General features: G+C 69.0%; 20 protein-coding genes. 15 read left to right on the top strand and 5 right to left on the bottom strand.

What is annotated here, in order from left to right:
• A partial coding sequence (locus tag DJ69_RS03490) for an HAD-IC family P-type ATPase (RefSeq protein ID WP_144050374.1) occupies positions 1–541 on the top strand: 541 nt, incomplete at its 5' end.
• Positions 542–560: 19 nt separating this feature from the next.
• Here DJ69_RS03490 and DJ69_RS03485 read toward each other — a convergent pair.
• Positions 561–1,436 carry a hypothetical protein gene (locus tag DJ69_RS03485; protein WP_099254319.1) on the bottom strand — a complete coding sequence of 292 codons (876 nt, stop codon included), beginning with the start codon at positions 1,434–1,436 and terminating at the stop codon, positions 561–563.
• 216 nt (positions 1,437–1,652) lie between these two features.
• Here DJ69_RS03485 and DJ69_RS03480 point away from each other — a divergent pair, with 216 nt between their 5' ends.
• The 4 genes from DJ69_RS03480 (at position 1,653) to DJ69_RS03465 (ending at position 6,677) form a co-directional block, all read left to right on the top strand.
• On the top strand, positions 1,653–1,982 hold the full coding sequence (locus tag DJ69_RS03480; RefSeq protein ID WP_099254318.1) for a DUF5783 family protein: 330 nt from the start codon (positions 1,653–1,655) through the stop codon (positions 1,980–1,982).
• A gap of 102 nt (positions 1,983–2,084) precedes the next feature.
• Complete coding sequence (locus DJ69_RS03475) at positions 2,085–2,462, top strand: NifU family protein (RefSeq protein ID WP_099254317.1); 378 nt, start codon at positions 2,085–2,087, stop codon at positions 2,460–2,462.
• Positions 2,463–2,665: 203 nt separating this feature from the next.
• Entirely contained in the window at positions 2,666–3,085 is a 420-nt protein-coding gene (locus tag DJ69_RS03470; RefSeq protein WP_099254316.1) for a PPC domain-containing DNA-binding protein, read from the top strand.
• Positions 3,086–3,101: 16 nt separating this feature from the next.
• The gene (locus DJ69_RS03465; RefSeq protein WP_099254315.1) at positions 3,102–6,677 is read left to right on the top strand and encodes a DNA polymerase II large subunit; all 3,576 of its coding nucleotides are present in this window, start codon (positions 3,102–3,104) and stop codon (positions 6,675–6,677) included.
• A gap of 30 nt (positions 6,678–6,707) precedes the next feature.
• On the opposite strand, the gene DJ69_RS03460 is transcribed toward DJ69_RS03465, so the two are convergent.
• Positions 6,708–7,352, bottom strand: a complete 645-nt coding sequence (locus DJ69_RS03460; protein WP_099254314.1) for a bifunctional 4-hydroxy-2-oxoglutarate aldolase/2-dehydro-3-deoxy-phosphogluconate aldolase — start codon at positions 7,350–7,352, stop codon at positions 6,708–6,710.
• A gap of 183 nt (positions 7,353–7,535) precedes the next feature.
• On the opposite strand from DJ69_RS03460, the gene DJ69_RS03455 reads away from it, so the two are divergent.
• The 6 genes from DJ69_RS03455 (at position 7,536) to rpsJ (ending at position 13,380) form a co-directional block, all read left to right on the top strand.
• The gene (locus DJ69_RS03455; protein WP_099254313.1) at positions 7,536–9,725 is read left to right on the top strand and encodes an elongation factor EF-2; all 2,190 of its coding nucleotides are present in this window, start codon (positions 7,536–7,538) and stop codon (positions 9,723–9,725) included.
• A 196-nt stretch (positions 9,726–9,921) separates the two neighbouring features.
• Entirely contained in the window at positions 9,922–10,044 is a 123-nt protein-coding gene (locus DJ69_RS18995) for a hypothetical protein (protein ID WP_275539509.1), read from the top strand.
• Positions 10,041–10,634 (top strand): amino acid-binding protein, encoded by a 594-nt coding sequence (locus DJ69_RS03450; RefSeq protein ID WP_099254312.1) that lies wholly within the window; start codon positions 10,041–10,043, stop codon positions 10,632–10,634. The genes DJ69_RS18995 and DJ69_RS03450 overlap by 4 nt, the downstream gene beginning before the upstream one ends.
• Complete coding sequence (locus DJ69_RS03445) at positions 10,631–11,617, top strand: homoserine dehydrogenase (protein WP_099254311.1); 987 nt, start codon at positions 10,631–10,633, stop codon at positions 11,615–11,617. The genes DJ69_RS03450 and DJ69_RS03445 overlap by 4 nt, the downstream gene beginning before the upstream one ends.
• Positions 11,618–11,802: 185 nt before the next feature.
• Positions 11,803–13,068 (top strand): translation elongation factor EF-1 subunit alpha, encoded by a 1,266-nt coding sequence (tuf, locus tag DJ69_RS03440; protein WP_099254310.1) that lies wholly within the window; start codon positions 11,803–11,805, stop codon positions 13,066–13,068.
• A gap of 3 nt (positions 13,069–13,071) precedes the next feature.
• Positions 13,072–13,380, top strand: a complete 309-nt coding sequence (gene rpsJ / locus DJ69_RS03435; protein WP_004048854.1) for a 30S ribosomal protein S10 — start codon at positions 13,072–13,074, stop codon at positions 13,378–13,380.
• 96 nt (positions 13,381–13,476) lie between these two features.
• On the opposite strand, the gene DJ69_RS03430 is transcribed toward rpsJ, so the two are convergent.
• Together DJ69_RS03430 and DJ69_RS03425 are read right to left on the bottom strand one after the other, a co-directional pair.
• The gene (locus DJ69_RS03430) at positions 13,477–14,037 is read right to left on the bottom strand and encodes a rhomboid family intramembrane serine protease (RefSeq protein ID WP_099254309.1); all 561 of its coding nucleotides are present in this window, start codon (positions 14,035–14,037) and stop codon (positions 13,477–13,479) included.
• 47 nt (positions 14,038–14,084) lie between these two features.
• Positions 14,085–14,381: a hypothetical protein gene (locus tag DJ69_RS03425; RefSeq protein WP_099254308.1), complete on the bottom strand. Its 297-nt coding sequence runs from the start codon at positions 14,379–14,381 to the stop codon at positions 14,085–14,087.
• A gap of 219 nt (positions 14,382–14,600) precedes the next feature.
• Between DJ69_RS03425 and DJ69_RS03420 the strand changes: the two genes are divergently transcribed.
• The 4 genes from DJ69_RS03420 to DJ69_RS03405 are packed head-to-tail and all read left to right on the top strand — an operon-like array spanning position 14,601 to position 20,553.
• Positions 14,601–15,821, top strand: a complete 1,221-nt coding sequence (locus tag DJ69_RS03420) for a lysylphosphatidylglycerol synthase transmembrane domain-containing protein (protein ID WP_099254307.1) — start codon at positions 14,601–14,603, stop codon at positions 15,819–15,821.
• Between the two features lie 22 nt (positions 15,822–15,843).
• The gene (locus DJ69_RS03415; protein WP_099254306.1) at positions 15,844–17,025 is read left to right on the top strand and encodes an alpha-1 4-glucan-protein synthase; all 1,182 of its coding nucleotides are present in this window, start codon (positions 15,844–15,846) and stop codon (positions 17,023–17,025) included.
• A 39-nt stretch (positions 17,026–17,064) separates the two neighbouring features.
• The gene (locus DJ69_RS03410; protein WP_099254305.1) at positions 17,065–18,222 is read left to right on the top strand and encodes an extracellular solute-binding protein; all 1,158 of its coding nucleotides are present in this window, start codon (positions 17,065–17,067) and stop codon (positions 18,220–18,222) included.
• 21 nt (positions 18,223–18,243) lie between these two features.
• Positions 18,244–20,553: an ArnT family glycosyltransferase gene (locus tag DJ69_RS03405; protein WP_099254304.1), complete on the top strand. Its 2,310-nt coding sequence runs from the start codon at positions 18,244–18,246 to the stop codon at positions 20,551–20,553.
• A 700-nt stretch (positions 20,554–21,253) separates the two neighbouring features.
• Here DJ69_RS03405 and DJ69_RS03400 read toward each other — a convergent pair.
• Positions 21,254–21,907 carry a dolichyl-phosphate hexose transferase gene (locus DJ69_RS03400; RefSeq protein WP_245851468.1) on the bottom strand — a complete coding sequence of 218 codons (654 nt, stop codon included), beginning with the start codon at positions 21,905–21,907 and terminating at the stop codon, positions 21,254–21,256.
• Between the last annotated feature and the right edge of the window lie 53 nt (positions 21,908–21,960).

The raw sequence follows: 21,960 nt of genomic DNA, 5'->3' as shown, positions 1-21,960 counted from the left end.
CGACCTGCTCCGCGACCGCGGTATCGACGTGATGATGATCACGGGAGACAACGAGCGCACGGCCCGCGCGGTCGCCGAGCAGGTCGGGATCGCCCCCGAGAACGTCCGGGCCGAGGTCCTCCCCGAGGACAAGTCCGACGCGGTCGAGGAGATTCAGGCCGACGGCAGTCACGCGATGATGGTCGGTGACGGCGTCAACGACGCGCCCGCGCTCGCGGTAGCGTACGTCGGCACCGCCATCGGGAGCGGCACGGACGTGGCCATCGAGGCCGCGGACGTGACGCTGATGCGAGACGACCCCGTCGACGTGGCGAAGGCGATCCGGATCTCGGACGCGACGCTCCAGAAGATCAAACAGAACCTCGTGTGGGCGCTCGGCTACAACACGCTGATGATCCCGCTCGCCTCGCTCGGGCTGCTCCAGCCCGCGCTGGCCGCCGGGGCGATGGCGCTGTCCAGCGTGAGCGTGCTCACCAACAGCCTGCTGTTCCGCCGGTACAAGCCGGACCGCGACTACCGGATCCTCGGCCGGCTACGGTGAGCGAGGCCGCTAGCCCCGGTCACGGCTCGCTCTTCGTGACACTGTACGCCTGATCGTCGTACCGAACCCGGGCCGTCTCGCCGTCGTCGACGATCCAGTCTGCCGTTTGCCTGTCCGTCCGGAGGACCACCCTCTCGACGTCTTCGTCCACGAACGCGAGCAGATTTCGGTAGCCGCGGTTCGGATGTCGCATCACCTGCTCGACGATGAGCGTGCGGCCGGCCGTCTGCGCTCGCTCCAGCGTGAGGGTGGCCCGCTCTCCGCCGTCGGCGGTACGCCACCTGTCCGCGGTGACGGTCACCGCGCTCCCGTTCGAGTCGCTCGTCGCGTCGTCCGTCGACACGACGGAGACCGGCGGTGCGTCGAACTCGACGAGGGCGGCGCTCTTCGCCGTCGCGTGCCCGTATCCCGCGACGGCCGCGTAGCGGCCGCCACCGAGGTACGGATAGCGATCCGCGTCTCCGTCGTCCACCTCGCCGGTCGCCGCCGCTATTGTCCACGTCTCGCTCTCGCCCGCGGGGAGATTGTGACAGATGCCATCGTGGCCGTACGGGCCGACGAGAAACCACCGGTCGTCTCTCAGCTTGTAGAGGCTCCAGTGGCCGCAACTGGTCGATTCCTGTGATCGATTGTGATACGTGAAGTCGATCTGAGCAGGCAGCTCCGTCCTTTCGGTGCTCGGACGGACGAACCCCTGAGTCGTTTCGTCGGACTCGTGGTACCAAGTGACCTCGTTCTCGCCTGGAAGATCCGGCACCGACATCCCGGCGAACCCCGAGTCGGTTGTCGGCCCGGATGTGCCTGCCGGATCGGTCGACTCGTTCCCTGTCGTGTTGCAGCCGGCGAGCGTTCCGAGTGTGGCCGACAGGCCAACGAGGAGGGAGCGTCGGCGCATACTCGTTCTGCCCGCCAGCGTGTGAAGGGTCTTGTGGGGGGCTCTCTCGGTGGGGTACGGATGGCCCGCGAATACATATTTAGTATAGCGACATACCATTTAAAACTCGATCGGGCCCTCAATTCCCGATCGACGGCGACGACCGCCTCGCCGGTCGATTCCGCCCCCTGAGCGACGATCGACCGGCTTTTTCCCCGTCGTGCCGTCAGCCCGCGTATGGCCGACGAGTTCGACCCCGAGAAGTTCGAGGACAAGTACGCGAACTACTTCAACGAGCTCCAGCGGGCGTACAAGAACGCGTTCAACCAGATGAACGACCGGTACGACTCGGAGCTGATCCACGGGATCGACCAGACGGTGCTCAACGAGTCCGAACCGTTCTACGAGGACGGCGAGTTCCGCGTCGAACTTCCCGAAAACCCCCGCGAGCGCATCCGCGGAGCGGTCTCCGTCGACGACGAGACGTTCGAGGAGACGCTCGACGAGTACGTCGACCGGATCGAGACGGAGCTGTACCGGACGCTGGGCGTCGAGCGTCCAGAGTGACACCGCCGCGTTCCGGCCGCTTCACCGCCCGATACGCCGATTCTCGCGGCGCGCGTTCCGTCGAACCAAAGGCATAAGCCGCCCGGACGCCAACCCGCTGGCATGAGCACGGACACGACTGACGCGGACAACGACCTCCGCGAGCGGATCACGAACTTCCTGCGGCGCAACTTTCCGCAGATCCAGATGCACGGCGGGAGCGCCGCCATCAGCCACCTCGACCGCGAGAACGGCGAGGTCACGATCCAGCTCGGCGGCGCCTGCTCCGGCTGCGGTATCTCCCCCATGACGATCCAGGCGATCAAGTCCCGGATGGTCAAGGAGATCCCCGAGATCGAGACGGTTCACGCGGACACCGGGATGGACTCGGGCGCCGACGGCGACCTCGGCGGCACCAGCAGCGGCGGCATGTCGCCCTCCTTCCCCGGCGAGACGACCGACGACGGCGGCGACGACGAAGGCCCCCAGGCCCCGTTCTGAGCGGTTCTCCCCCTCTACGGCTCGCGTTTTTCACCCGTCGGTAGCTGTTCGTTCGGTTATCCGGTGAGTGGCGTCTCTCCGGCCGATTTCGTGTGGACGTGGCCGACGGTCGCTGACTCGCGTTAAATCACATTTCGCTATATCAATTCACGACCGCCGTCCGACTGAAGGGTTTTTGCCCCCGGCGGTCGTGGACGGTTCCTATGCACCATCGAGAAGTCGAGTCGACGGCGGAGTACGTCGCACGATTCGAAACTGGCGCCGACTGGCGCGAGGAGATCGAGGACCTCGCTCGCGCGGAGGACGTCGAGGCGGGCTGGTTCACGGCGCTCGGGGCCGTGCAGGACGCGGAGGTGTGGTTCTACGACCAGGAGGAGACCGAGTACCGCTCGGTGACGTTCGACGAGCCGCTGGAGGTCGCCGCCTGCGTCGGCAACGTCTCGCTGCTCGAGGGCGACGTGTTCGCCCACACGCACGCCGTGCTGTCGCGGCCGAGCGGGCAGGCGCTCGCGGGACACCTCAACGCCGGGACCGTCTGGGCCGGCGAGTGTCATCTCCGGGCGTTCGCGGAGCCGCTGGAGCGCTCCCACGACGAGGCCACCGACCTCGACCTATGGCTCTGAGGCGGGACACGCGGCGATGAGGCAGGACGACGAGCGCTACTTCGCCCGGATCGAAGACCGGCTCGACGAGGCGTGGGACGTGGCCGAGGCCGCCAAACGGCAGGGTCACGACCCGAAACCGGAGATCGAGATCCCGATCGCCCGCGACATGGCGGACCGCGTCGAGAACATCCTCGGGATCGACGGGGTCGCGGAGCGCGTCCGCGAGCTGGAAGGCGAGATGTCCCGCGAGGAGGCGGCGCTGGAGCTCGTCACCGACTTCGTCGAGGGCACCGTCGGCGACTACGACTCCCGGGCCGGTAAGGTCGAGGGCGCGGTCCGGACCGCGGTCGCGCTGCTCACCGAGGGGGTCGTCGCCGCGCCGATCGAGGGGATCGACCGCGTGGAGCTGCTGGAGAACGACGACGGGAGCGAGTTCGTCAACGTCTACTACGCCGGCCCGATCCGGTCGGCGGGCGGGACCGCGCAGGCGCTCTCCGTGCTCGTCGCCGACTACGCCCGGTCGCTGCTCGACATCGACGAGTACAAACCCCGCGACGTGGAGGTCGAGCGCTACGCCGAGGAGATCGCCCTCTACGACAAGGAGACCGGGCTCCAGTACACGCCGAAGGATAAGGAGTCGAAGTTCATCGCCCAGCACATGCCCGTCATGCTCGACGGGGAGGCGACGGGCGACGAGGAGGTCTCCGGGTTCCGCGATCTGGAGCGCGTCGACACCAACTCCGCGCGCGGCGGGATGTGTCTCGTCGCCGCCGAGGGGATCGCGCTGAAGGCCCCGAAGATCCAGCGGTACACCCGCGATCTGGACGAGGTCGACTGGCCGTGGCTCCAAGACCTGATCGACGGCACGATCGGGAAGGACGGGGCGGGCGCGAGCGACGAGGCCGCCGCGGACGCCGACGGAGAGGCGGACGCCGAGAGCGCCGAGAGTGACGACACTGGCGACGACGCCGACGACGCGACGGACGGTGGCGCCGCGGACTCGGAAGCCGCCGAGCCCGACGGCCCCCTCCGCCCGAAGCCCTCGCAGAAGTTCCTCCGCGATCTGATCGCGGGTCGCCCCGTCTTCACCCATCCGAGCGAGTCGGGCGGGTTCCGGCTCCGGTACGGTCGCGCGCGCAATCACGGGTTCGCGACCGGCGGGGTCCACCCGGCGACGATGCACCTCGTCGACGACTTCCTCGCGGCGGGCACCCAGATCAAGACGGAGCGCCCGGGGAAGGCCCACGGCGTCGTTCCCGTCGACTCCATCGAGGGGCCGACCGTCCGGCTCGCGAACGGCGAGGTCCGGCGGATCGACGACCCAGAGGAGGCGAAGGAGATCCGGAACGGCGTCGAGAAGGTGCTCGATCTCGGCGAGTACCTCGTCAACTACGGCGAGTTCGTCGAGAACAACCACCCGCTTGCGCCCGCCTCGTACGTCTACGAGTGGTGGGTCCAGGAGTTCGAGGCGGCGGGCGCCGACGTGCAGGCCATGCGGGACGACCCGCACATCGACCTCGAACACCCAGACGTCGACGAGGCGCTCGCGTGGGCGCGCGAGTACGACTGCCCGCTCCACCCGACGTACACCTACCTCTGGCACGACGTCTCGGTCGACGCGTTCGAGGCGCTCGCGGACGCGGTCGCCGCCGGCGACGTGGTCGAGGGCGTCCTCGCGCTCGAGCGCACCGAGACGACGCAGCACGCGCTGGAGTCGCTGCTGATCGAACACGTCGCCACGCCGGACGCGCTCCGGGTCCCGGTATGGCGCCCGCTGGCGCGGTCGCTCGGTGTCGACGACGGGCTCCGAAAGACGTGGGAAGCGGGGGACATCTCGGCGGCGGCCCGCGAGTGGGACGACGGCGAGAACGCGGTGAAAGCCGTCAACGAGGTCGCTCCCTTCGAGGTCCGCGAGCGGGCGCCGACCCGGATCGGCAACCGGATGGGTCGCCCGGAGAAGTCGGAGAGCCGCGACCTCTCGCCCGCGGTCCACACGCTGTTCCCGATCAACGAGGCCGGCGGCCCCCAGCGCGACGTGGCGGAGGCGGCGAGCGTCATGGACGACACGGGCCACCGGGGACGGCTGGACCTGGAGGTCTCCGACCGCGTCTGTCCCGAGTGCGGCGAGCACACGTACCGGGCGCAGTGCCCGGACTGCGAGATCCACACCGACCTCCACTACGAGTGCGGCGACTGCGGCACCGTCTGCGAACCCGACGAGGCCGGCCGCGTCGAGTGTCCGCGCTGCGAGTGGGAGGTGACCGCGGCGACCCGCCAGGAGGTCGATCTCAACGACGCGTACCGCTCCGCGCTGGGGAACGTCGGCGAGCGGGAGTCGGCCTTCGAGATCCTGAAGGGGGTTCAGGGGCTCACCTCGCGGAACAAGACCCCCGAACCGATCGAGAAGGGAGTCCTCCGCGCGAAGAACGGCGTCACGTCGTTCAAGGACGGCACGGTCCGCTACGACATGACCGACCTCCCCGTCACGTCGGTCCGGCCCGAGGAGCTCGACGTCACCGCCGACCACCTCCGGGAGATCGGCTACGAGACCGACATCGACGGCGAACCGCTGCGCCACGACGACCAGCTCGTGGAGCTCCGCGTGCAGGACATCGTCCTCTCCGACGGCGCCGCGGAACACATGCTCAAGACCGCGGACTTCGTCGACGACTTGCTGGAGCAGTTCTACGACATCCCGCGCTTCTACGAGGTCAACGAGCGCGACGACCTCGTCGGCGAGCTCGTCTTCGGGATGGCGCCGCACACGAGCGCGGCGACTGTCGGGAGAGTGGTGGGTTTCACGTCGGCAGCGGTGGGATACGCTCATCCGTACTTTCACGCAGCCAAACGTAGAAACTGCGATGGTGACGAGGACTGCGTGATGCTCCTCATGGACGGACTGCTCAACTTCTCGAAATCGTTCTTGCCGGACCAGCGCGGCGGGCGGATGGACGCGCCCCTCGTGATGTCCTCGCGGATCGATCCGTCGGAGATCGACGACGAGGCGCACAACGTCGACATCGCGCGGGAGTACCCCCGCGAGTTCTACGACGCGACGCTGGAGATGCCCGATCCGGAGTCGGTCGAGGACCTGATTCAGATCGGCGAGGACACGCTCGGGACCGACGAGGAGTACCACGGGTTCGGTCACACCCACGACACGACGGACATCGCGATGGGGCCGGACCTGTCGGCGTACAAGACGCTCGGCGACATGATGGAGAAGATGGACGCCCAGCTGGAGCTGGCCCGGAAGCTGCGCGCGGTCGACGAGACCGACGTGGCCGAGCGCGTGATCGAGTACCACTTCCTGCCGGACATCATCGGCAACCTCAGAGCGTTCTCGCGGCAGGAGACGCGGTGTCTCGACTGCGGCGAGAAGTACCGCCGGATGCCCCTGTCCGGGGACTGCCGCGAGTGCGGCGGTCGGGTGAACCTCACCGTCCACCAGGGGTCGGTGAACAAGTACGTCGACACGGCGATCGAGGTCGCCGACCGGTTCGGCTGTCGTCCCTACACGAAACAGCGGCTGAAGGTGTTAGACCAGTCGCTGGAGTCGATCTTCGAGGACGACACGAACAAGCAGTCCGGCATCGCGGACTTCATGTGACGCGGTCGGGCCGCGCGATCTCCGGCGGCTCTAGTCGTCCGCCCGCGCCTCCTCGACCACCCGCGTGAACTCGCGGGCCGTCTCGGTGATCGCCTCGTAGTCGCCGCGCTCGGCGGCGTCGTAGTCGACGAGCGCGCCGCCCGCGCCGACCGCGAACGCGCCGGCGTCGATATACTCCGCGGCGTTGTCGGGGCCGACGCCGCCGGTCGGCATCATCGGGATCTGGCCGAGCGGCCCCTTCATCGCGCCGAGGTGGGCCGGGCCGACGGTTTTCGCGGGGAACACCTTCACGAAGTCGGCGCCGGCCTCGTAGCCGCGGACCGCCTCGGTCGGGGTCATCACGCCGGGCGCGCTGACGGCGCCGTAGCGGTTGCACGTCTCGATCACGTCCTCGTGGAGGCTCGGCGAGACGACGAACTCCGCGCCGGCCATCAGGGTCGCCCTCGCGGTCTCGCTGTCGAGGACCGTCCCGGTGCCCACGACGACCTCGTTGTCGAAGGAGCCGGCGACCGCGCCGAGCTTTTCGGTCACGTCGGGCGTGTCCGCCGTGATCTCGACGGCGGTGACCCCGCCCTCGCGCAGCGCCTCGGTGATCTCGATCAGCTGGTCGGCCTCGACCCCGCGCAGCACCGCGACGACGCCGCTGTCGACGAGCCGTGAGAGCGTCTCGTTCATACGCCCTCGTTTCTGACGACTACTTAAATAGAACCGGATGCGCACGGGAGATCGCTCTCCGACTGAGCCTCCGATCGTGCGACCGATCGACACGAAAACGGCGGCGATCGCGGGTCGATCCGGTCGAAACGGCCGAGACGAAACACTACCCTTTTGACCCTCCTATCGATAACAAGCGGTATAATGGGCCGACGCAAGAAGATCGTTCAAGAGTGCGAGCGGCTGATGGACAACCCGGAGCACATCCGGAACATCGCCATCGCCGCCCACGTCGACCACGGGAAGACGACGCTCTCCGACAACCTGCTGGCCGGTGCCGGCATGATCTCCCAGGACACCGCGGGCGAGCAGCTCGCGATGGACACGAAGGAGGACGAGCAGGAACGGGGCATCACCATCGACGCGGCGAACGTTTCGATGACCCACGAGTACGAGGACACCAACCACCTCATCAACCTCATCGACACCCCGGGCCACGTGGACTTCGGGGGCGACGTCACCCGCGCGATGCGCGCGGTCGACGGCGCGCTGGTGGTCGTCGACGCCGTCGAGGGTGCGATGCCGCAGACCGAGACGGTGCTCCGGCAGGCGCTCCGCGAGGGCGTGAAGCCGGCGCTGTTCATCAACAAGGTCGACCGCCTCATCTCCGAGCTCCAGGAGGGGCCCCAGGAGATGCAGGAGCGGCTGATGTCGGTCATCGCCGACGTCAACGAGCTCATCCGCGGGATGGCCGAGAACATGGAAGACATCCCCGAGGACTGGACCGTCTCCGTCGAGGACGGGACGGTCGGGTTCGGCTCCGCGCTGTACAAGTGGGGCGTCTCGATGCCGTCGATGCAGCGGACCGGCATGGACTTCGGCGATATCATGGACCTCGAGCAGAACGACAAGCGGGACGAGCTCCACGACCGGACGCCGCTCTCGGACGTCGTGCTCGACATGGTCTGTGAGCACTTCCCGAACCCGGTCGACGCGCAGCCCCGTCGTGTCCCGCGCATCTGGCGCGGCGACGCCGACTCGGAGCTGGCCGAGGGGATGCAGCTCGTCGACGAGGACGGCGATGTCGTCTTCATGGTCACCGACATCTCCATGGACCCGCACGCGGGCGAGATCGCGACGGGTCGCGTCTTCTCCGGCACGCTGGAGAAGGGCCAGGAGCTGTACGTCTCCGGGACGGCCGGCAAGAACCGGATCCAGAGCGTCGGGCTCTTCATGGGGTCCGAGCGCGAGGAGGTGGACCGCGTTCCGGCCGGGAACATCGCGTCGGTCACCGGCCTGCGCGACGCCATCGCCGGCTCCACGGTGTCTTCGGTCGAGATGACGCCGTTCGAGTCCATCGAGCACATCTCGGAGCCGGTCATCACGAAGTCCGTCGAGGCGCAGAACATGGACGACCTGCCGAAGCTCATCGAGACGCTCCAGCAGGTCGCGAAGGAGGACCCGACGATCCAGATCGAGATCAACGAGGACACGGGCGAGCACCTCATCAGCGGGCAGGGCGAGCTCCACCTCGAAGTGATCACCCAGCGGATCCGCGACAACCAGGGCATCCCGGTCATCACCGGTGAGCCGATCGTCGTCTTCCGCGAGCAGCCGCAGGAGTCCTCCCGCGAGGTCGAGGGGCAGTCGCCGAACCGCCACAACAAGTTCTACATCACCGTCGAGCCGATGGACCAGGAGATCGTCGACGCCATCCAGCTCGGCGAGGTCTCGATGGACATGCCCGAACTGGAGCGCCGCGAGGCGCTGCAGGAGGCCGGCATGGACAAGGACACCTCCCAGAACGTCGAGGACATCCACCGGACGAACATCCTCATCGACGACACGAAGGGGATCCAGCACCTCAACGAGACGATGGAGCTCGTCCTCGAAGGGCTTCAGGAGGCGCTCGACGACGGGCCGCTCGCCGCCGAGCCCGTCCAGGGGTCGCTGTTCCGGCTGCACGACGCGAAGCTCCACGAGGACACCATCCACCGCGGTCCGGCGCAGGTTATCCCCGCGGTCCGCGACGCGGTCCACCGCGCGCTGATCGACGGCGAGGTCCGCCTGCTGGAGCCGATTCAGGACGTCCGGATCGACGTGCCCTCGGAGCACATGGGCGCCGCGTCCGGCGAGATTCAGGGTCGCCGCGGTCGCGTCGACGACATGTACCAGGAGGGCGACCTCATGGTCGTCGAGGGCATCGCGCCCGTCGAGGAGATGATCGGCTTCTCCTCCGACATCCGCTCGGCCACCGAGGGCCGCGCCTCGTGGAACACCGAGAACGCGGGCTTCCGCGTGCTCGTCGACAACCTCCAGCGCGAGAAGATCATGGAGATCCGCGAGCGTAAGGGGATGAAGCTGGAACTGCCGCAGTCGATCGACTACTTCTAAGTCGACGACGCGGTTCGCGGTTTCTGCGGCTTTCTACGGATCTCGCGTCGGTCCTGCGCTCCCTTTTGCCCCTCTCACTCTTGTGTTCCGCTTGTCGGGGCGATCCCGTCGCCGTGCTGTGGGTTCACACGATTGAAGCGAGGCAACGCCTGCCATCGCCGAAGGCTTATACCTGATCCCCCGACTTCTTCCGGGTATGCAGACGGGCACGACTCCCGCTCGGCGCATCGTGACGGAGCCAGCAAGCGACCGCTCCGCCCCGCCGACAGGACCGTGCCGGATCGCTGTCACCACGCGTCCCGCGGAGGTGGCGGCGTGAGCGACGCCCGCGACGGGGTCCCCGAGGAGGCGGCGGACGGCGAGGACGCGACTCCCGACGGCGGCCACGCCGCGACGACGCCCTCGACGCACACGGTGCGGCTCGAGCTCGTCGACGAACCGGGACAGCTGCTCGCCGCGCTCCACCCGATCGCCGACAACGGGGGGAACCTCCTCTCGATCTACCACGAGCGCGGCAACAAGACGCCCCGCGGTCGCATCCCGGTCGAGGTCGACTTCGAGGCGACCCAAGAACGGTTCGAGGGGATCGTCGAGGCCCTCCGAAGCGAGGGCGTGAACGTGATGCAGGCGGGGACGGAGCGGTACGCGGAGGAGGTGACCATCCTGCTCTTCGGCCACCTCATCGACACGGACCTGTCGGACTCCCTCTCCCGGATCGAGGCCTGCGAGTCGGCGTCCGTCGCCGACGTGTCGCTGGCGGCGCCGCAGGGGACCGAGCAGGCGTCGAGCGCCCGGCTCCGCTTGGAGGCCCGCGCCGGCGAGACCGAGGCGGCGCTCGCGGCGGTCCGAGAGCTGGCCGATGAGAAGGATCTGCGTCTGGTCGAGCCGCTCACGGGGGTGGAAGCGTGAGGCTCGCCGTCGTCGGCGCCGGCGCGGTCGGTCGATCGGTCGTCGACCTCGCGGGCGAGTACGGCCACGAGGTCGTGGCGGTCGCCGACTCGTCGAGCGCGGTCGTCGCGGACGGCGTGGACAGCAGACACTCCGGCGTCGATTCCGACGCGGTGGTGGCCCGCAAGGCCGAGCGCGGGATCGTCGGCGACGACGATCCGGAAGACGCGCTGGCGGCGGACTACGACGTCCTCATCGAGGCGACGCCGACGACGCTGGGCGACGCCGAGCCCGGCTTCTCTCACGTCCGGACCGCGCTGGAGCGCGACCGCCACGCCGTGCTCGCGAACAAGGGCCCGGTCGCGGAGCGCTTCGGGGACCTGCGGGGGCTCGTCGACGACAGCGACGGCGAGATCCGGTTCGAGGCCACCGTCGGGGGCGCGATCCCCGCGGTCTCGACCGTCGAGGACATCGAACCGGGCCACGTCACGGCGGTCCGGGGCGTGCTCAACGGGACGGCGAACTTCATCCTCACGCGGATGGCCGCCGAGGGGCTCGACTACGAGCACGTCCTCGCGGAGGCGCAGGACCTCGGCGTCGCCGAGGCCGACCCCTCGTTCGACGTGGACGGGACCGACGCGGCGCTCAAATGCGTCATCCTCGCGAACGTGCTCTCGTTCGGCGCGGCGGACGACCCGGCCGACGCCCGGGAGTTCACGCTCGCCGACGCCGATGTCGAGGGGATCCGCGACGTGCCCGGCTCCGCGCTCCGGCTCGCGGCCGAGGACGGTCGGACCGTCCGGCTCATCGGTGAGGCGACGGGCGAGACCGTCCGCGTCGCGCCGCGGCTCGTCCCCGAGAACGGAACCCTCGCGGTCTCCGGGACGCAGAACATCGTCCAGATCGAGACCACCCACGCCGGCCGGCTCAACATCTCCGGGCGCGGCGCGGGCGGTCCGGAGACCGCGAGCGCGGTGCTCGGCGACGTCGGGCGGCTGGAGTAACCCGTTTCGCTTCCGAACCGCCTCACCGGACCGGGGACGCGAACCGGGCCGTGTGTCGTCTTCCCGTGCGCCGCGTTGTCGAGAATCGCCCGACGGCGTCGCGATCGTCTGTGGGGCGTATCGAAACCGTTTTAGTGGAATCTACCGAAACTTACTCACAGAGCGCCTTAGCGCGTGATTACCCCATGAGTGACAAACCGCACCAGAACCTGGCCATTATCGGCCACGTCGACCACGGCAAGAGTACGCTCGTGGGTCGCCTCCTCTTCGAGACGGGGAGCGTCCCCGAGCACGTAATCGAGCAGCACCGCGAGGAAGCCGAAGAGAAGGGCAAGGGCGGCTTCGAGTTCGCCTACGTGATGGACAACCTCGCCGAGGAGCGCGAGCGTGGCGTCACGATCGACATCGCCCACCAGGAGTTCGACACCGACGAGTACTACTTCACCATCGTCGACTGCCCGGGCCACCGTGACTTCGTGAAGAACATGATCACGGGCGCCTCGCAGGCCGACAACGCGGTGCTCGTCGTCGCGGCAGACGACGGCGTCGCGCCCCAGACCCGAGAGCACGTGTTCCTGGCCCGCACGCTGGGCATCAACGAGCTCATCATCGGCGTCAACAAGATGGACCTCGTCGACTACAAGGAGTCCTCGTACGACCAGGTCGTCGAGGAAGTCAACGATCTCCTCAACCAGGTCCGCTTCGCGACCGACGACACGACGTTCGTGCCGATCTCGGCGTTCGAGGGCGACAACATCTCCGAGGAGTCCGAGAACACCGACTGGTACGACGGCCCCACACTGCTGGAGTCGCTCAACGACCTGCCGGAGGCCGAGCCGCCGACGGACGCGCCGCTCCGCCTGCCGATCCAGGACGTGTACACCATCTCCGGTATCGGGACCGTCCCCGTGGGACGCGTCGAGACCGGGATGCTCAACACGGGCGACAACGTCTCCTTCCAGCCGTCCGACGTGGGCGGCGAAGTGAAGACGGTCGAGATGCACCACGAGGAAGTGCCGCAGGCCGGCCCCGGCGACAACGTCGGATTCAACGTCCGCGGCATCGGCAAGGACGACATCCGCCGCGGCGACGTCTGTGGCCCCGCGGACGACCCGCCGAGCGTCGCCGAGACGTTCAAGGCGCAGGTCGTCGTCATGCAGCACCCGTCGGTCATCACGGCCGGGTACACGCCCGTCTTCCACGCCCACACGGCGCAGGTCGCCTGTACGATCGAGTCGATCGACCAGAAGATCGACCCGTCGTCCGGTGAGGTCGCCGAGGAGAACCCGGACTTCATCAAGTCCGGCGACGCCGCGGTCGTCACCGTGCGCCCCCAGAAACCGCTCAGCATCGAGCCGTCCGGCGAGATCCCGGAACTCGGCAGCTTCGCCATCCGCGACATGGGTCAGACCATCGCGGCCGGCAAGGTGCTCGAAGTCAACGAGCGATAATCGATGCAGCAGGCACGCGTCCGCCTCGCCGGCACGAGCCCCGAGGACCTCGACGACATCTGCGACGACGTCCGCGAGATCGCGGACTCGACGGGGGTCGCCCTGTCGGGCCCGATCCCGCTGCCGACGAAGACGCTCGAGATCCCGTCGCGCAAGTCCCCGGACGGTGAGGGGACGGCGACGTGGGAGCACTGGGAGATGCGCGTCCACAAGCGTCTGATCGACATCGACGCCGACGAACGCGCGCTCCGTCAGCTCATGCGCGTCCAAGTGCCGAACGACGTCAGCATCGAGATCGTTCTCGAAGACTAAGCGCTAGGGCGTCCGTTCACACGCTCCCTTCGTTTTCTTACACGCTCGCTAGCGTCGCCGCCGTTCGGCGCCGATGACTACACGTCGGTCGCGCCGTTATCGCGCGTCGAGCAACCGCGTTCGCCCGGCGACGAGCCCGCAGAACGCGCCGGTCGCGTGGGCGATCAGCGCGACGCCCGGCGCCGCGGTCGTCGCCGTGAGGACCACGGCGGCGAGCCCGAACAGCGCGAACTGCGCCCGAGCGGAGAGCCGCAGCCGGTCGAACAGCGTCGCGCTCACGACGTTGCCCGCGAGGAGGTAGCCGCCGAGCGCGAAGACGGCGCCGCTCAGTCCCAGCACCGCCGTCGGCGGACCGATCAGCCCGCCGAGCGTCACCTGGGCGGCCCCAGCGAGCGCGCCGGTTCCGAGCACGAACGCGTGGAACCGGAGCCGCGTGGTCCGTCGCTCGACGAGCGGGCCGACGAGGACCAGCGCGAGCGCGTTCGCCAGCAGGTGGCCGATCGATCCGTGCGCGTACACGCTGGTGGCGAGCGTCCACGGCGCGGCGGTAAGCGGCGTCGACAGCGCGAAGATCCCCGCGAGGCCGACGACGCTCAACGCGAGCTGTGCGATTCCGACGAGCGTCGCGACAGCGAGGGTCTCGACCGTGGCACGCATCGTGCGTTCGTTCACGCCGGAGTCGGTTAAATCCGAATGCGGCGGCGTCAGATCACGTCGTCCGGGTCGTGTTCCGCGGCCATCCGCTCGGCCTCGGCGGCGTACCGCTCACGGTCGGCGGGGTCGTCGACGACGCCCACGTTCTCGGGGGCGGCATCGACGGCGGCCGTCGTGTCGCGCACGTCGGTGAAGGAGGTCAGCGCCCGCTCCTTGCGGAAGTAGCGCTCGCCGTCCGCGGTCGCGTACGTGAGGATCACCATGTTTTGCTCGTCGTCGGAGTAGGTGCGCTCGACGAGCCACATCCGAACGCGCTCGGCCTCGGCGTCGACTTCTGAACCAGTCATGTGTTGTCTTTCGAATTCTACACACAAACGGGTTCCGGGTAGCGATCGGGCCGATATGACGAGCCGGAGTGCCGAGCGACCGGCAGTTCGCCGCCCTCGGACCACCGAGCCCGTCGCTCTCGGCGGTGAGGACCGCCAAGGTTAAGTTATTTAGGCCGGCCTAAATCAACGTGTGCACGCTGAACGACTCCTCGAACGCCGTCGAACGGCGGTTGGCCCATGAGTGACGGCCGCGTTCGAGGCCGGCTCCGAACCCACCTCTCGCGGGAGCGGCTCACGGTCGTCGGGACGTTCGCCGTCCTCGCGATCGGGGTCGCCGTCACGGTTCGAACGCTCGACGCCGACAAGGTGGTCGGCGCGGCGACGGCGGCGGATCCGGCGCTGCTCGGCGCCGCGCTCGTCGTCTACCTCCTCTCGTGGCCGGTCCGCGGGCGCCGGTACGCCGACGTGCTCGCGGCGATGGGCCGTCGTTGTCGGGTCGGGTTCCTCACCGCGACGGTGTTCGCGAGCCAGACCGCGAACCTCGTGATCCCCGCGCGGGCCGGCGACGGTGTTCGCGCGTACCTGCTCAAGGAGCGCCGGGACGTTCCGTACCCGACGGGCGTCGCCTCGCTCGCGGTCGAGCGCGCGTTCGACCTCGTGGCGATCGGCGGTCTCGGCGGCGTCGCGCTCGGGGTCCTGCTCCTGACCGGCCGCTCGCCCGGATCGGGCGACTCGATCGGCGCGGTCGCCCCCTCGACCGCCCTCGCTGCCGCGGCCGGCATCGCCGCGGTCGCCGGGATCGTGTCGGCTGCGGTCGTCGCGGTCGCCCGGAGCGACCGGCGGGTCGGCCCCGCGCTCCGCGCGCGGGTCGCGCGCCCCCGACTCGTTCGGGCCGTCGACGCCGTCGTCCGGTTCGGCTCCGCCGTCCGGGTCGTCGCCGCCGACCCCCGGAGCCTCGGTGCGGTGTTCCTCTGGAGCACCGTCGTCTGGGCGCTCGACGTTCTCACGGCCGTGCTCGTCCTCGCCGCGCTCGTGGGCGGGATCGGTGGCCTCGTCCCCACGCCGACGCTGCTCGTCGTCGGCACGCTCGCGGTCAGCGTCGGGAACCTCGCGAAGGTGCTCCCGCTCTCGCAGGGCGGGATCGGGCTGTACGAGGCGGCGTTCACCGGCCTCGTCGTGAGCGCGACGGGACTGCCGGTCGAGACGGCGCTCGCAGCGGCGATCCTCGACCACGCGTTGAAGAACGCGATCACGCTCGCCGGCGGCGGGGTCGCGGCGATCGCGCTCGGCCTCTCGCCGACGGCCGGGCCCGCCGGGGACGGTGAGGCGACTCCCTCGATACAGACCGACGGGGGGAGCCCCGCCGAAGTCGACGGCGAGGGCGCCGCCGAACCTGACGGGGGAAGCACCACCGACGCCGAGAGCGAGCCGTCGCATCCCGGATCGTCAAGGTTTTAGGCCCGCCTAAAAACATCGGAGTATGGAAGAACGCCGCTCAGCCGTCGAGAGCGGGGACATCTGCGTGATCGTCCCCACGATTCGGGAGTACGAGTGCCTCCGCGAGTACGTCGCAAACGCCCGGGACCACGGGTTCGACGTCTCTCGGCTCCACTTCGTGCTCGTCACGGAGGATTTCTGCGATGTCGAGGAGATGCGAGCATTGCTCTCAGACCTCGACGTCTCGGGCGAGGTGTTCGACGGCAGCCGCCGCGAGGAGTGGTACGAGGCCAACGGGGTCGCGGAGTACGGCCACGTCGTCCCGGCCGCGAGCCACGCCGAGACGAGCTTCGGCCTGCTGTACATGTGGGCCGACGACTCCTTCGAGTACGGCCTCTTTATCGACGACGACACCCTCCCGCACGACGACGAGGACTACTTCGGCCGCCACATGGAGAACCTCGCGTTCGGGGGCGAGATCGAGCGAGTCCGCTCCGACGAGAGCTGGGTCAACGTGCTCTATCAGAACGCCGACGAGCACGGGCTTTACCCGCGCGGCTACCCGTACTCGGCGATGGACGAGGTGGTCGAGACCGACACGGTCGATGTCGAGCCCGGCGAGGTCGTCGCATCCCAGGGCCTGTGGACGAACGTCCCCGACCTCGACGCCGTCCGGATACTCATGGACGGCGACCTGGAGGGACAGGCCCAGACGCGGACGACGGCCGACGACTTCGGGAGCGACTTCGTCGCCGCCCGCGGCAACTACCTCACCGTCTGCTCGATGAACCTCGCGTTCCGCCGCGAGGTGATCCCGGCGTTCTACCAGCTTCCCATGGACGACAACGAGTGGGACGTGGGGCGGTTCGACGACATCTGGTCGGGCCTGTTCCTGAAGCGCGCCTGCGACGTGCTCGACAAGCGGATCTACAACGGCGACCCGCTGTGTGAACACAACAAGGCCGCGCGGTCGACGTTCGACGACCTCGCGAACGAGGTGGCGGGGTTGGAGCTGAACGAGCACGTCTGGGAGGTCATCGATGCGGCGGGCGACGACGCCGACTCGTACGCGGCCGTCTTCGACGCGATGGCCGACGCGCTCGCCGAGGGCGACTTCGCCGAGTGGAACAACGGCGCGTTTCTCAATCACTGCGGCGAGTACATGCGCGACTGGCTCGACTGCCTCGACGCGCTCCGCCGGACGCCGGCGCCCGCCGACGACTGAACCGACACCACTAAGTCTATTTAGGTTGGCCTAAAACACATGGCGACACACGGATCAGACGAGAGCGTCGACCGACGACGGTTCCTCGCTGCGGCCGGAGGAGTCGGCGTCGTCGGGCTCGCCGGATGCATGGGTGACGACAATGACGACGGCGAGAGTTCCGACGGCGGCGACGGCGGCGACGGCGACGCCGGGGAGTCCATCGGCCAGATCGGCTCCGGCCGTGAGGGCCGCGACGCCCCCGGCGGCACGCCGATGGCCGAGATGCCCGATCTCGAGGGCGAGCTCACGGTGTACTCCGGGCGCGGCGAGTTCCTCGTCGGCGAGCTCGTCAGCTACATCGAAGAGCTGTACGACGACTTCGACCTGACCGTTCGGTACGCCGGCTCCACCGACCACGTCAACGCGATCGTCAACGAGGGCGAGGGGTCGCCGGCCGACGTGTTCTACTCGGTCAACGCGGGGTCGCTCGGCGCGCTCGCCGACGCGGGACGCACGCAGGCGATCCCCGACGACGTCGCCGAACTGGTCCGCGAGGAGTTCCGGACGGACCAGTGGATCGGCACGTCCGGCCGCGCCCGCACCGTTCCGTACAACACCGAGTCGTTCTCCGAGTCGGGCATGCCCGACGACATCATGGCGTACCCCGAGGAGTTCGACGGCGACCTCGGCTGGGCCCCCTCCTACGGCTCCTGTCAGGCGTTCGTCACCGCGATGCGGATCATCGAGGGAGAGGAGACCACCCGCGAGTGGCTCGAAGCCGTCGTCGAGTCGGGCATCACCCCGTACAACAACGAGTTCGCCGCCTGTCAGGGGATCGCCGACGGGGAGATCGACGCGGCGTTCACGAACCACTACTACATCCAGCGCGTCCTCGACGGCAACCCGGGGGCGTCGATCGCCACCGCGTTCACCAGCGGTGACGCCGGCGCGGTGTTCAACGTCGCCGGCGCCGCAGTCGTCGACACGGCGAGCGACGCGACGCTCGCCGGGAACTTCGTCCGCCACCTGCTGTCGGCCGAGGCGCAGGACTACTTCGCCCGGTCGACGTTCGAGTACCCGCTCATCCCCGACGTCGAGCCGATCGGGGACCTGCCGACGATCGACGAGCTCGACGTTCCCGACATCGACTTGGCGGAGCTGTCCGACCTCGAAGCGACCATCGACCTCATGCGCGACGCCGGCGTCGAGGTCTAGGCACTCCCCCCACTGACTCCCGTGTCGTCCCGTCAGGACCCTTCTGCCCCGCGCTCGTTCGCACGCCGCCTCGTGAGCCGCGGCCGCGCCCGGATCGCCCGCGCGGACCGCTTCACGCTCGCGGCCGCCCTCCTCGCCGTCGCGGTCGGCGTCCTCACCTTCGGCATCGCCGCGACCGTCTTCGCGCGCCACTCCGTCAACCACGACGAGGGCGTGTACCTCATGCAGGCCGCGCTGCTCCTCTCCGGCCAACTGGAGATCCACGCGGGCGAGCTCGCCGACGCCGTCCACCCGTGGTTCTTCATCGAGGACGGCGGCCGGCTCTACCCGAAGTACAACCCGGTCCCCGCGGCGATGTACGCGGTCTCGATGTGGCTGTTCGGCGAGCCCCGGGTGACGCTCGCTGTCGTCGCCGCGGGCAACGCGGCGCTCGTGTACCTGCTCGGCGCGACGGTCTTCGACCGGCGGGTCGGCCTCGCCGCCGCCGCCCTCTTCGCGGCCTCGCCGATGGCGCTCGTCACCTCCTCGGTGTTCCTCCCGTACGCGCCGACGACGTTCCTGAACCTGGTGTTCGCGGTCGCCTACCTCCGAAGCGTCCGCGATCGGTCCGTCGCGTTCGCCGGACTCGCGGGCGTCGCGATCGGGCTCGCCTTCTTCGCCCGGCCGTACACCGCGGTGCTGTTCGCGGCGCCGTTCATCCTGCACGCGCTCGTCCGGGTCGCCGTCGCGGTCCGAGACGCGGGGGGTCCGCCGCTCCCCCTCCCCGGCCCCGTCCGCCGCCACGGGCTCACGGCCCTCTTCGGCACCCTGTTCGTCGGCGTCACGCTCGCGTACAACTTCCGGATGACGGGGTCGCCCCTGACCTTCCCGTACGAGGCGTTCGCACCGATGGACGGTCCCGGCTTCGGCGAGCGCCGCATCCTCGGTCACACCGAGGAGTACACGCCGGAACTGGCGCTTCGCTCCAACGGGTACGCGCTGTGGTACCTCGCGACGCGCTGGGTCGTCGCCGGACCGCTCGGCACGCTGCTCGCGCTCGCGGGCGGCGGGGCGGCCGCGCGGCGGTGGCTGTCCGGCCGGCCGGCCCTCGGAGCGAGTGCCGGGAGCGACGGGAGCGACGGAACCGACCGAAACGACGCCGACGCCCGCGCGATGCGACGGTTCGAGCGCACCGCCGGGCTCCTGCTCGTCGGCGTCGTCGTCGCCGTCGTCCTCGGAAACCTCTTCTTCTGGGGGACGAACAACCTCCTCGCGACGTTCTCGGACCCGACCGACGGGCTCGTCGCCGGCTTCGGCCCGTTCTACCACTTCGATCTCCTCGTCCCGCTGTCCGTTTTCGGCGGCGTCGCCGTCGCCGCCGGCGGGCGCGGGCTCTCCCGGCTCCGCGCGCGGCTCTCATCTCGGATCCCTCGACGAACCGCGCGTGCCGCGGTCGTCGCGGTCGCGGCGCTCGCGCTCCTCGGCGGGGCGCTCGGCGCCGCCGCCGCGGTCGAGGCGCCGCTCGACCGGCACGCGGCGCACGCCGACAAGTACGAGACGGCGTACGAGCCGGTCGAGTCGGCCACGTTCGACGACGACCTCGTCTTCGTCCCAACCTCGTACGGCGAGTGGCTCCATCACCCGTTCCAGCCGTTCCGGAACGACCCCGGGCTCGACGGGGAGGTGGTGTACGCGCTCGACCGCGACCCGGTCGAGGACTTCGCGGTGATCGACGCCTACCCCGACCGCGACCTCCACCGGTACGCGTACCAGGGGGAGTGGACGCCGGACCCGGACCGCCACGTCGACCCCAAGCTCGAACCCCTCGACGTTCGCGCCGGCGCCCGGGTCGACGCGACGACGACGGTCGGGATCCCCGAGCGCGTCGAGACCGCGCAGATCCGCGTGGAAACGGTGCGTGGCGCTGCCGATGAGGGGACGGGCGACGAGTTCGCGCGCTACGTCGTGAACGATCCCGACGGCTCGCTCTCGGTCGACTGGTCGGTCGGGCCCGACGGGGTACGGCTGGCCGGCGCGCCGAACGCGACCGTCCCGATCGCCCCCGAGGGCGACGAGGCGATCGTGACGGTGACGCTCGTCGACCCGACGGGCTCGACGTTCACCTACCGACAGGAGGCGGCGGTTCGAGCCGCGGGCGGCGGGGAAGCGGGCGGTAGTGAAGCGGGCGGCACCGCGGACGCCGGCGTCGAGGTCGTCTGGCCCCCGGAGCGCTCGGTGTGCCGCCTGGTCACCGAGTGCGGCACCGAGGGGACGTACCTCCCGGAGGACCCGGACGCTCACGCCGAGTGGGTGGTCTTCGAGACGCGCGCTGACGGCGTCGACGATCGGTGAGTCGCCGGCGGTTGGTTCCAAGCGGTTGTCGGCGGTTCCGCGATGGTGACCCCGCACGCGCGCCTCGTGGCCGCCAGAGACGGCCACTCGGAGGCGCGCACCACCGTCTCGGTCATCTTTCAGTAGTTGCCAATCCTGCTTCTTTATTCGGTGGTAGCGGTGAAACGCCGGTTCATTACATCTGCAAACGGATCAGTTCGGCTGGTTTCCGATCCGTCGCCAACTCGCTATTCCGATCGCCAAGCAGAGCGCAGTATAGGCCCCGAGGAGGACAAACCAACGCAGTCCGGTGGGGGGAACGAAACACAGCACCAGCCCGAGACCGATCGTGGCGAGGCCGCCGAGAATCGCCCCACACCCACCGACCCGTGCAGTGTGTTCCGGTGAGCCACTGGCGTTTGGTGCGAAAATGAGATCCGCCCGGTCATCTGTCTGTGTTCGACGCCCAACGTAAACCGTTCCGAGCCCTGTTACAATCAAAAGCAGCCCCCCAATCACGTCTCCAGCCGTCATCTTACACTGACCGTTGAATCTACATCAGATAAATGCCCTCCCCGTGCGTACCAATTCTGTCCTTTCAGTTTCAGCCGCTCGTCTGCGTGCAGAAATCGCGTTAGCAACTACTCCGATACACAGTCGACGCCGGCAGTCCGCGTTGGTGTGACTGACTCACCCATCTCCGAAGGGCGATCGCTCCCGCTCAGAACCGCCGCAGCCGCTCCTCGAGGCAGACGGTCACGATCGACTTCGCGATGGCGGCGCCGCCCTCGATCGGGTCGAGCTTCGTCTCACCCAGCCGCTCGGCGTACGCGATCGGCTCCTCGCGCACGTCGTATCCCCGCATCAGCGGGCGGATCAGCAGCTCCGCGGAGAGGCCGGTGTTCTCGGTCCACCCGATGTCCTGCACGACTTCGCGGCGGTACGCGCGCATCCCGGTCGTGGTGTCGTGAACACGCTCGCTCATGAGCAGGGACGCGAGCGCCGCGAACGCCTGATTCCCGAACCGGTTGAACGCCGGCATCGCGTCCGCGCCGTGATAGAGGCGATCGCCGCTGACCACGTCGGCGCCGTCGTTGATCGCGTCGAGGAAGTCGGGAAGCCGTTCCATCGGATACGTGTCGTCGCAGTCGGTCGTGACCACGACCGGGCGGTCGGGGGTCAGGACGGCCTCTCGGACGGCGACGCCGTACCCCTGCGGCTCCTGCTCGATGACCGTCGCCCCGTGCTCGCGGCCGATCTCGGGGGTCCGGTCCGAGGAGCCGTCGACGCAGACGACCTCGGCGCGCCCGTCCGTGACGCGCTCGATGTCGTCGAGGACCGTCTCGATCGCCTCCTCCTCGTTGTACGTCCCCATGACGACGCTCAGGTCGTCGAAGGTGTACGCGTCCCCGCTCTCCTCCTCGGTCG

Origin of the sequence: Halorubrum persicum (assembly GCF_002727125.1) — an archaeon.
In the GTDB taxonomy this organism is placed as follows: Archaea; Halobacteriota; Halobacteria; order Halobacteriales; family Haloferacaceae; genus Halorubrum; species Halorubrum persicum.
Note: the sequence above shows the minus strand (reverse complement) of the source record. Positions and strands in the feature narration are given on the sequence as shown.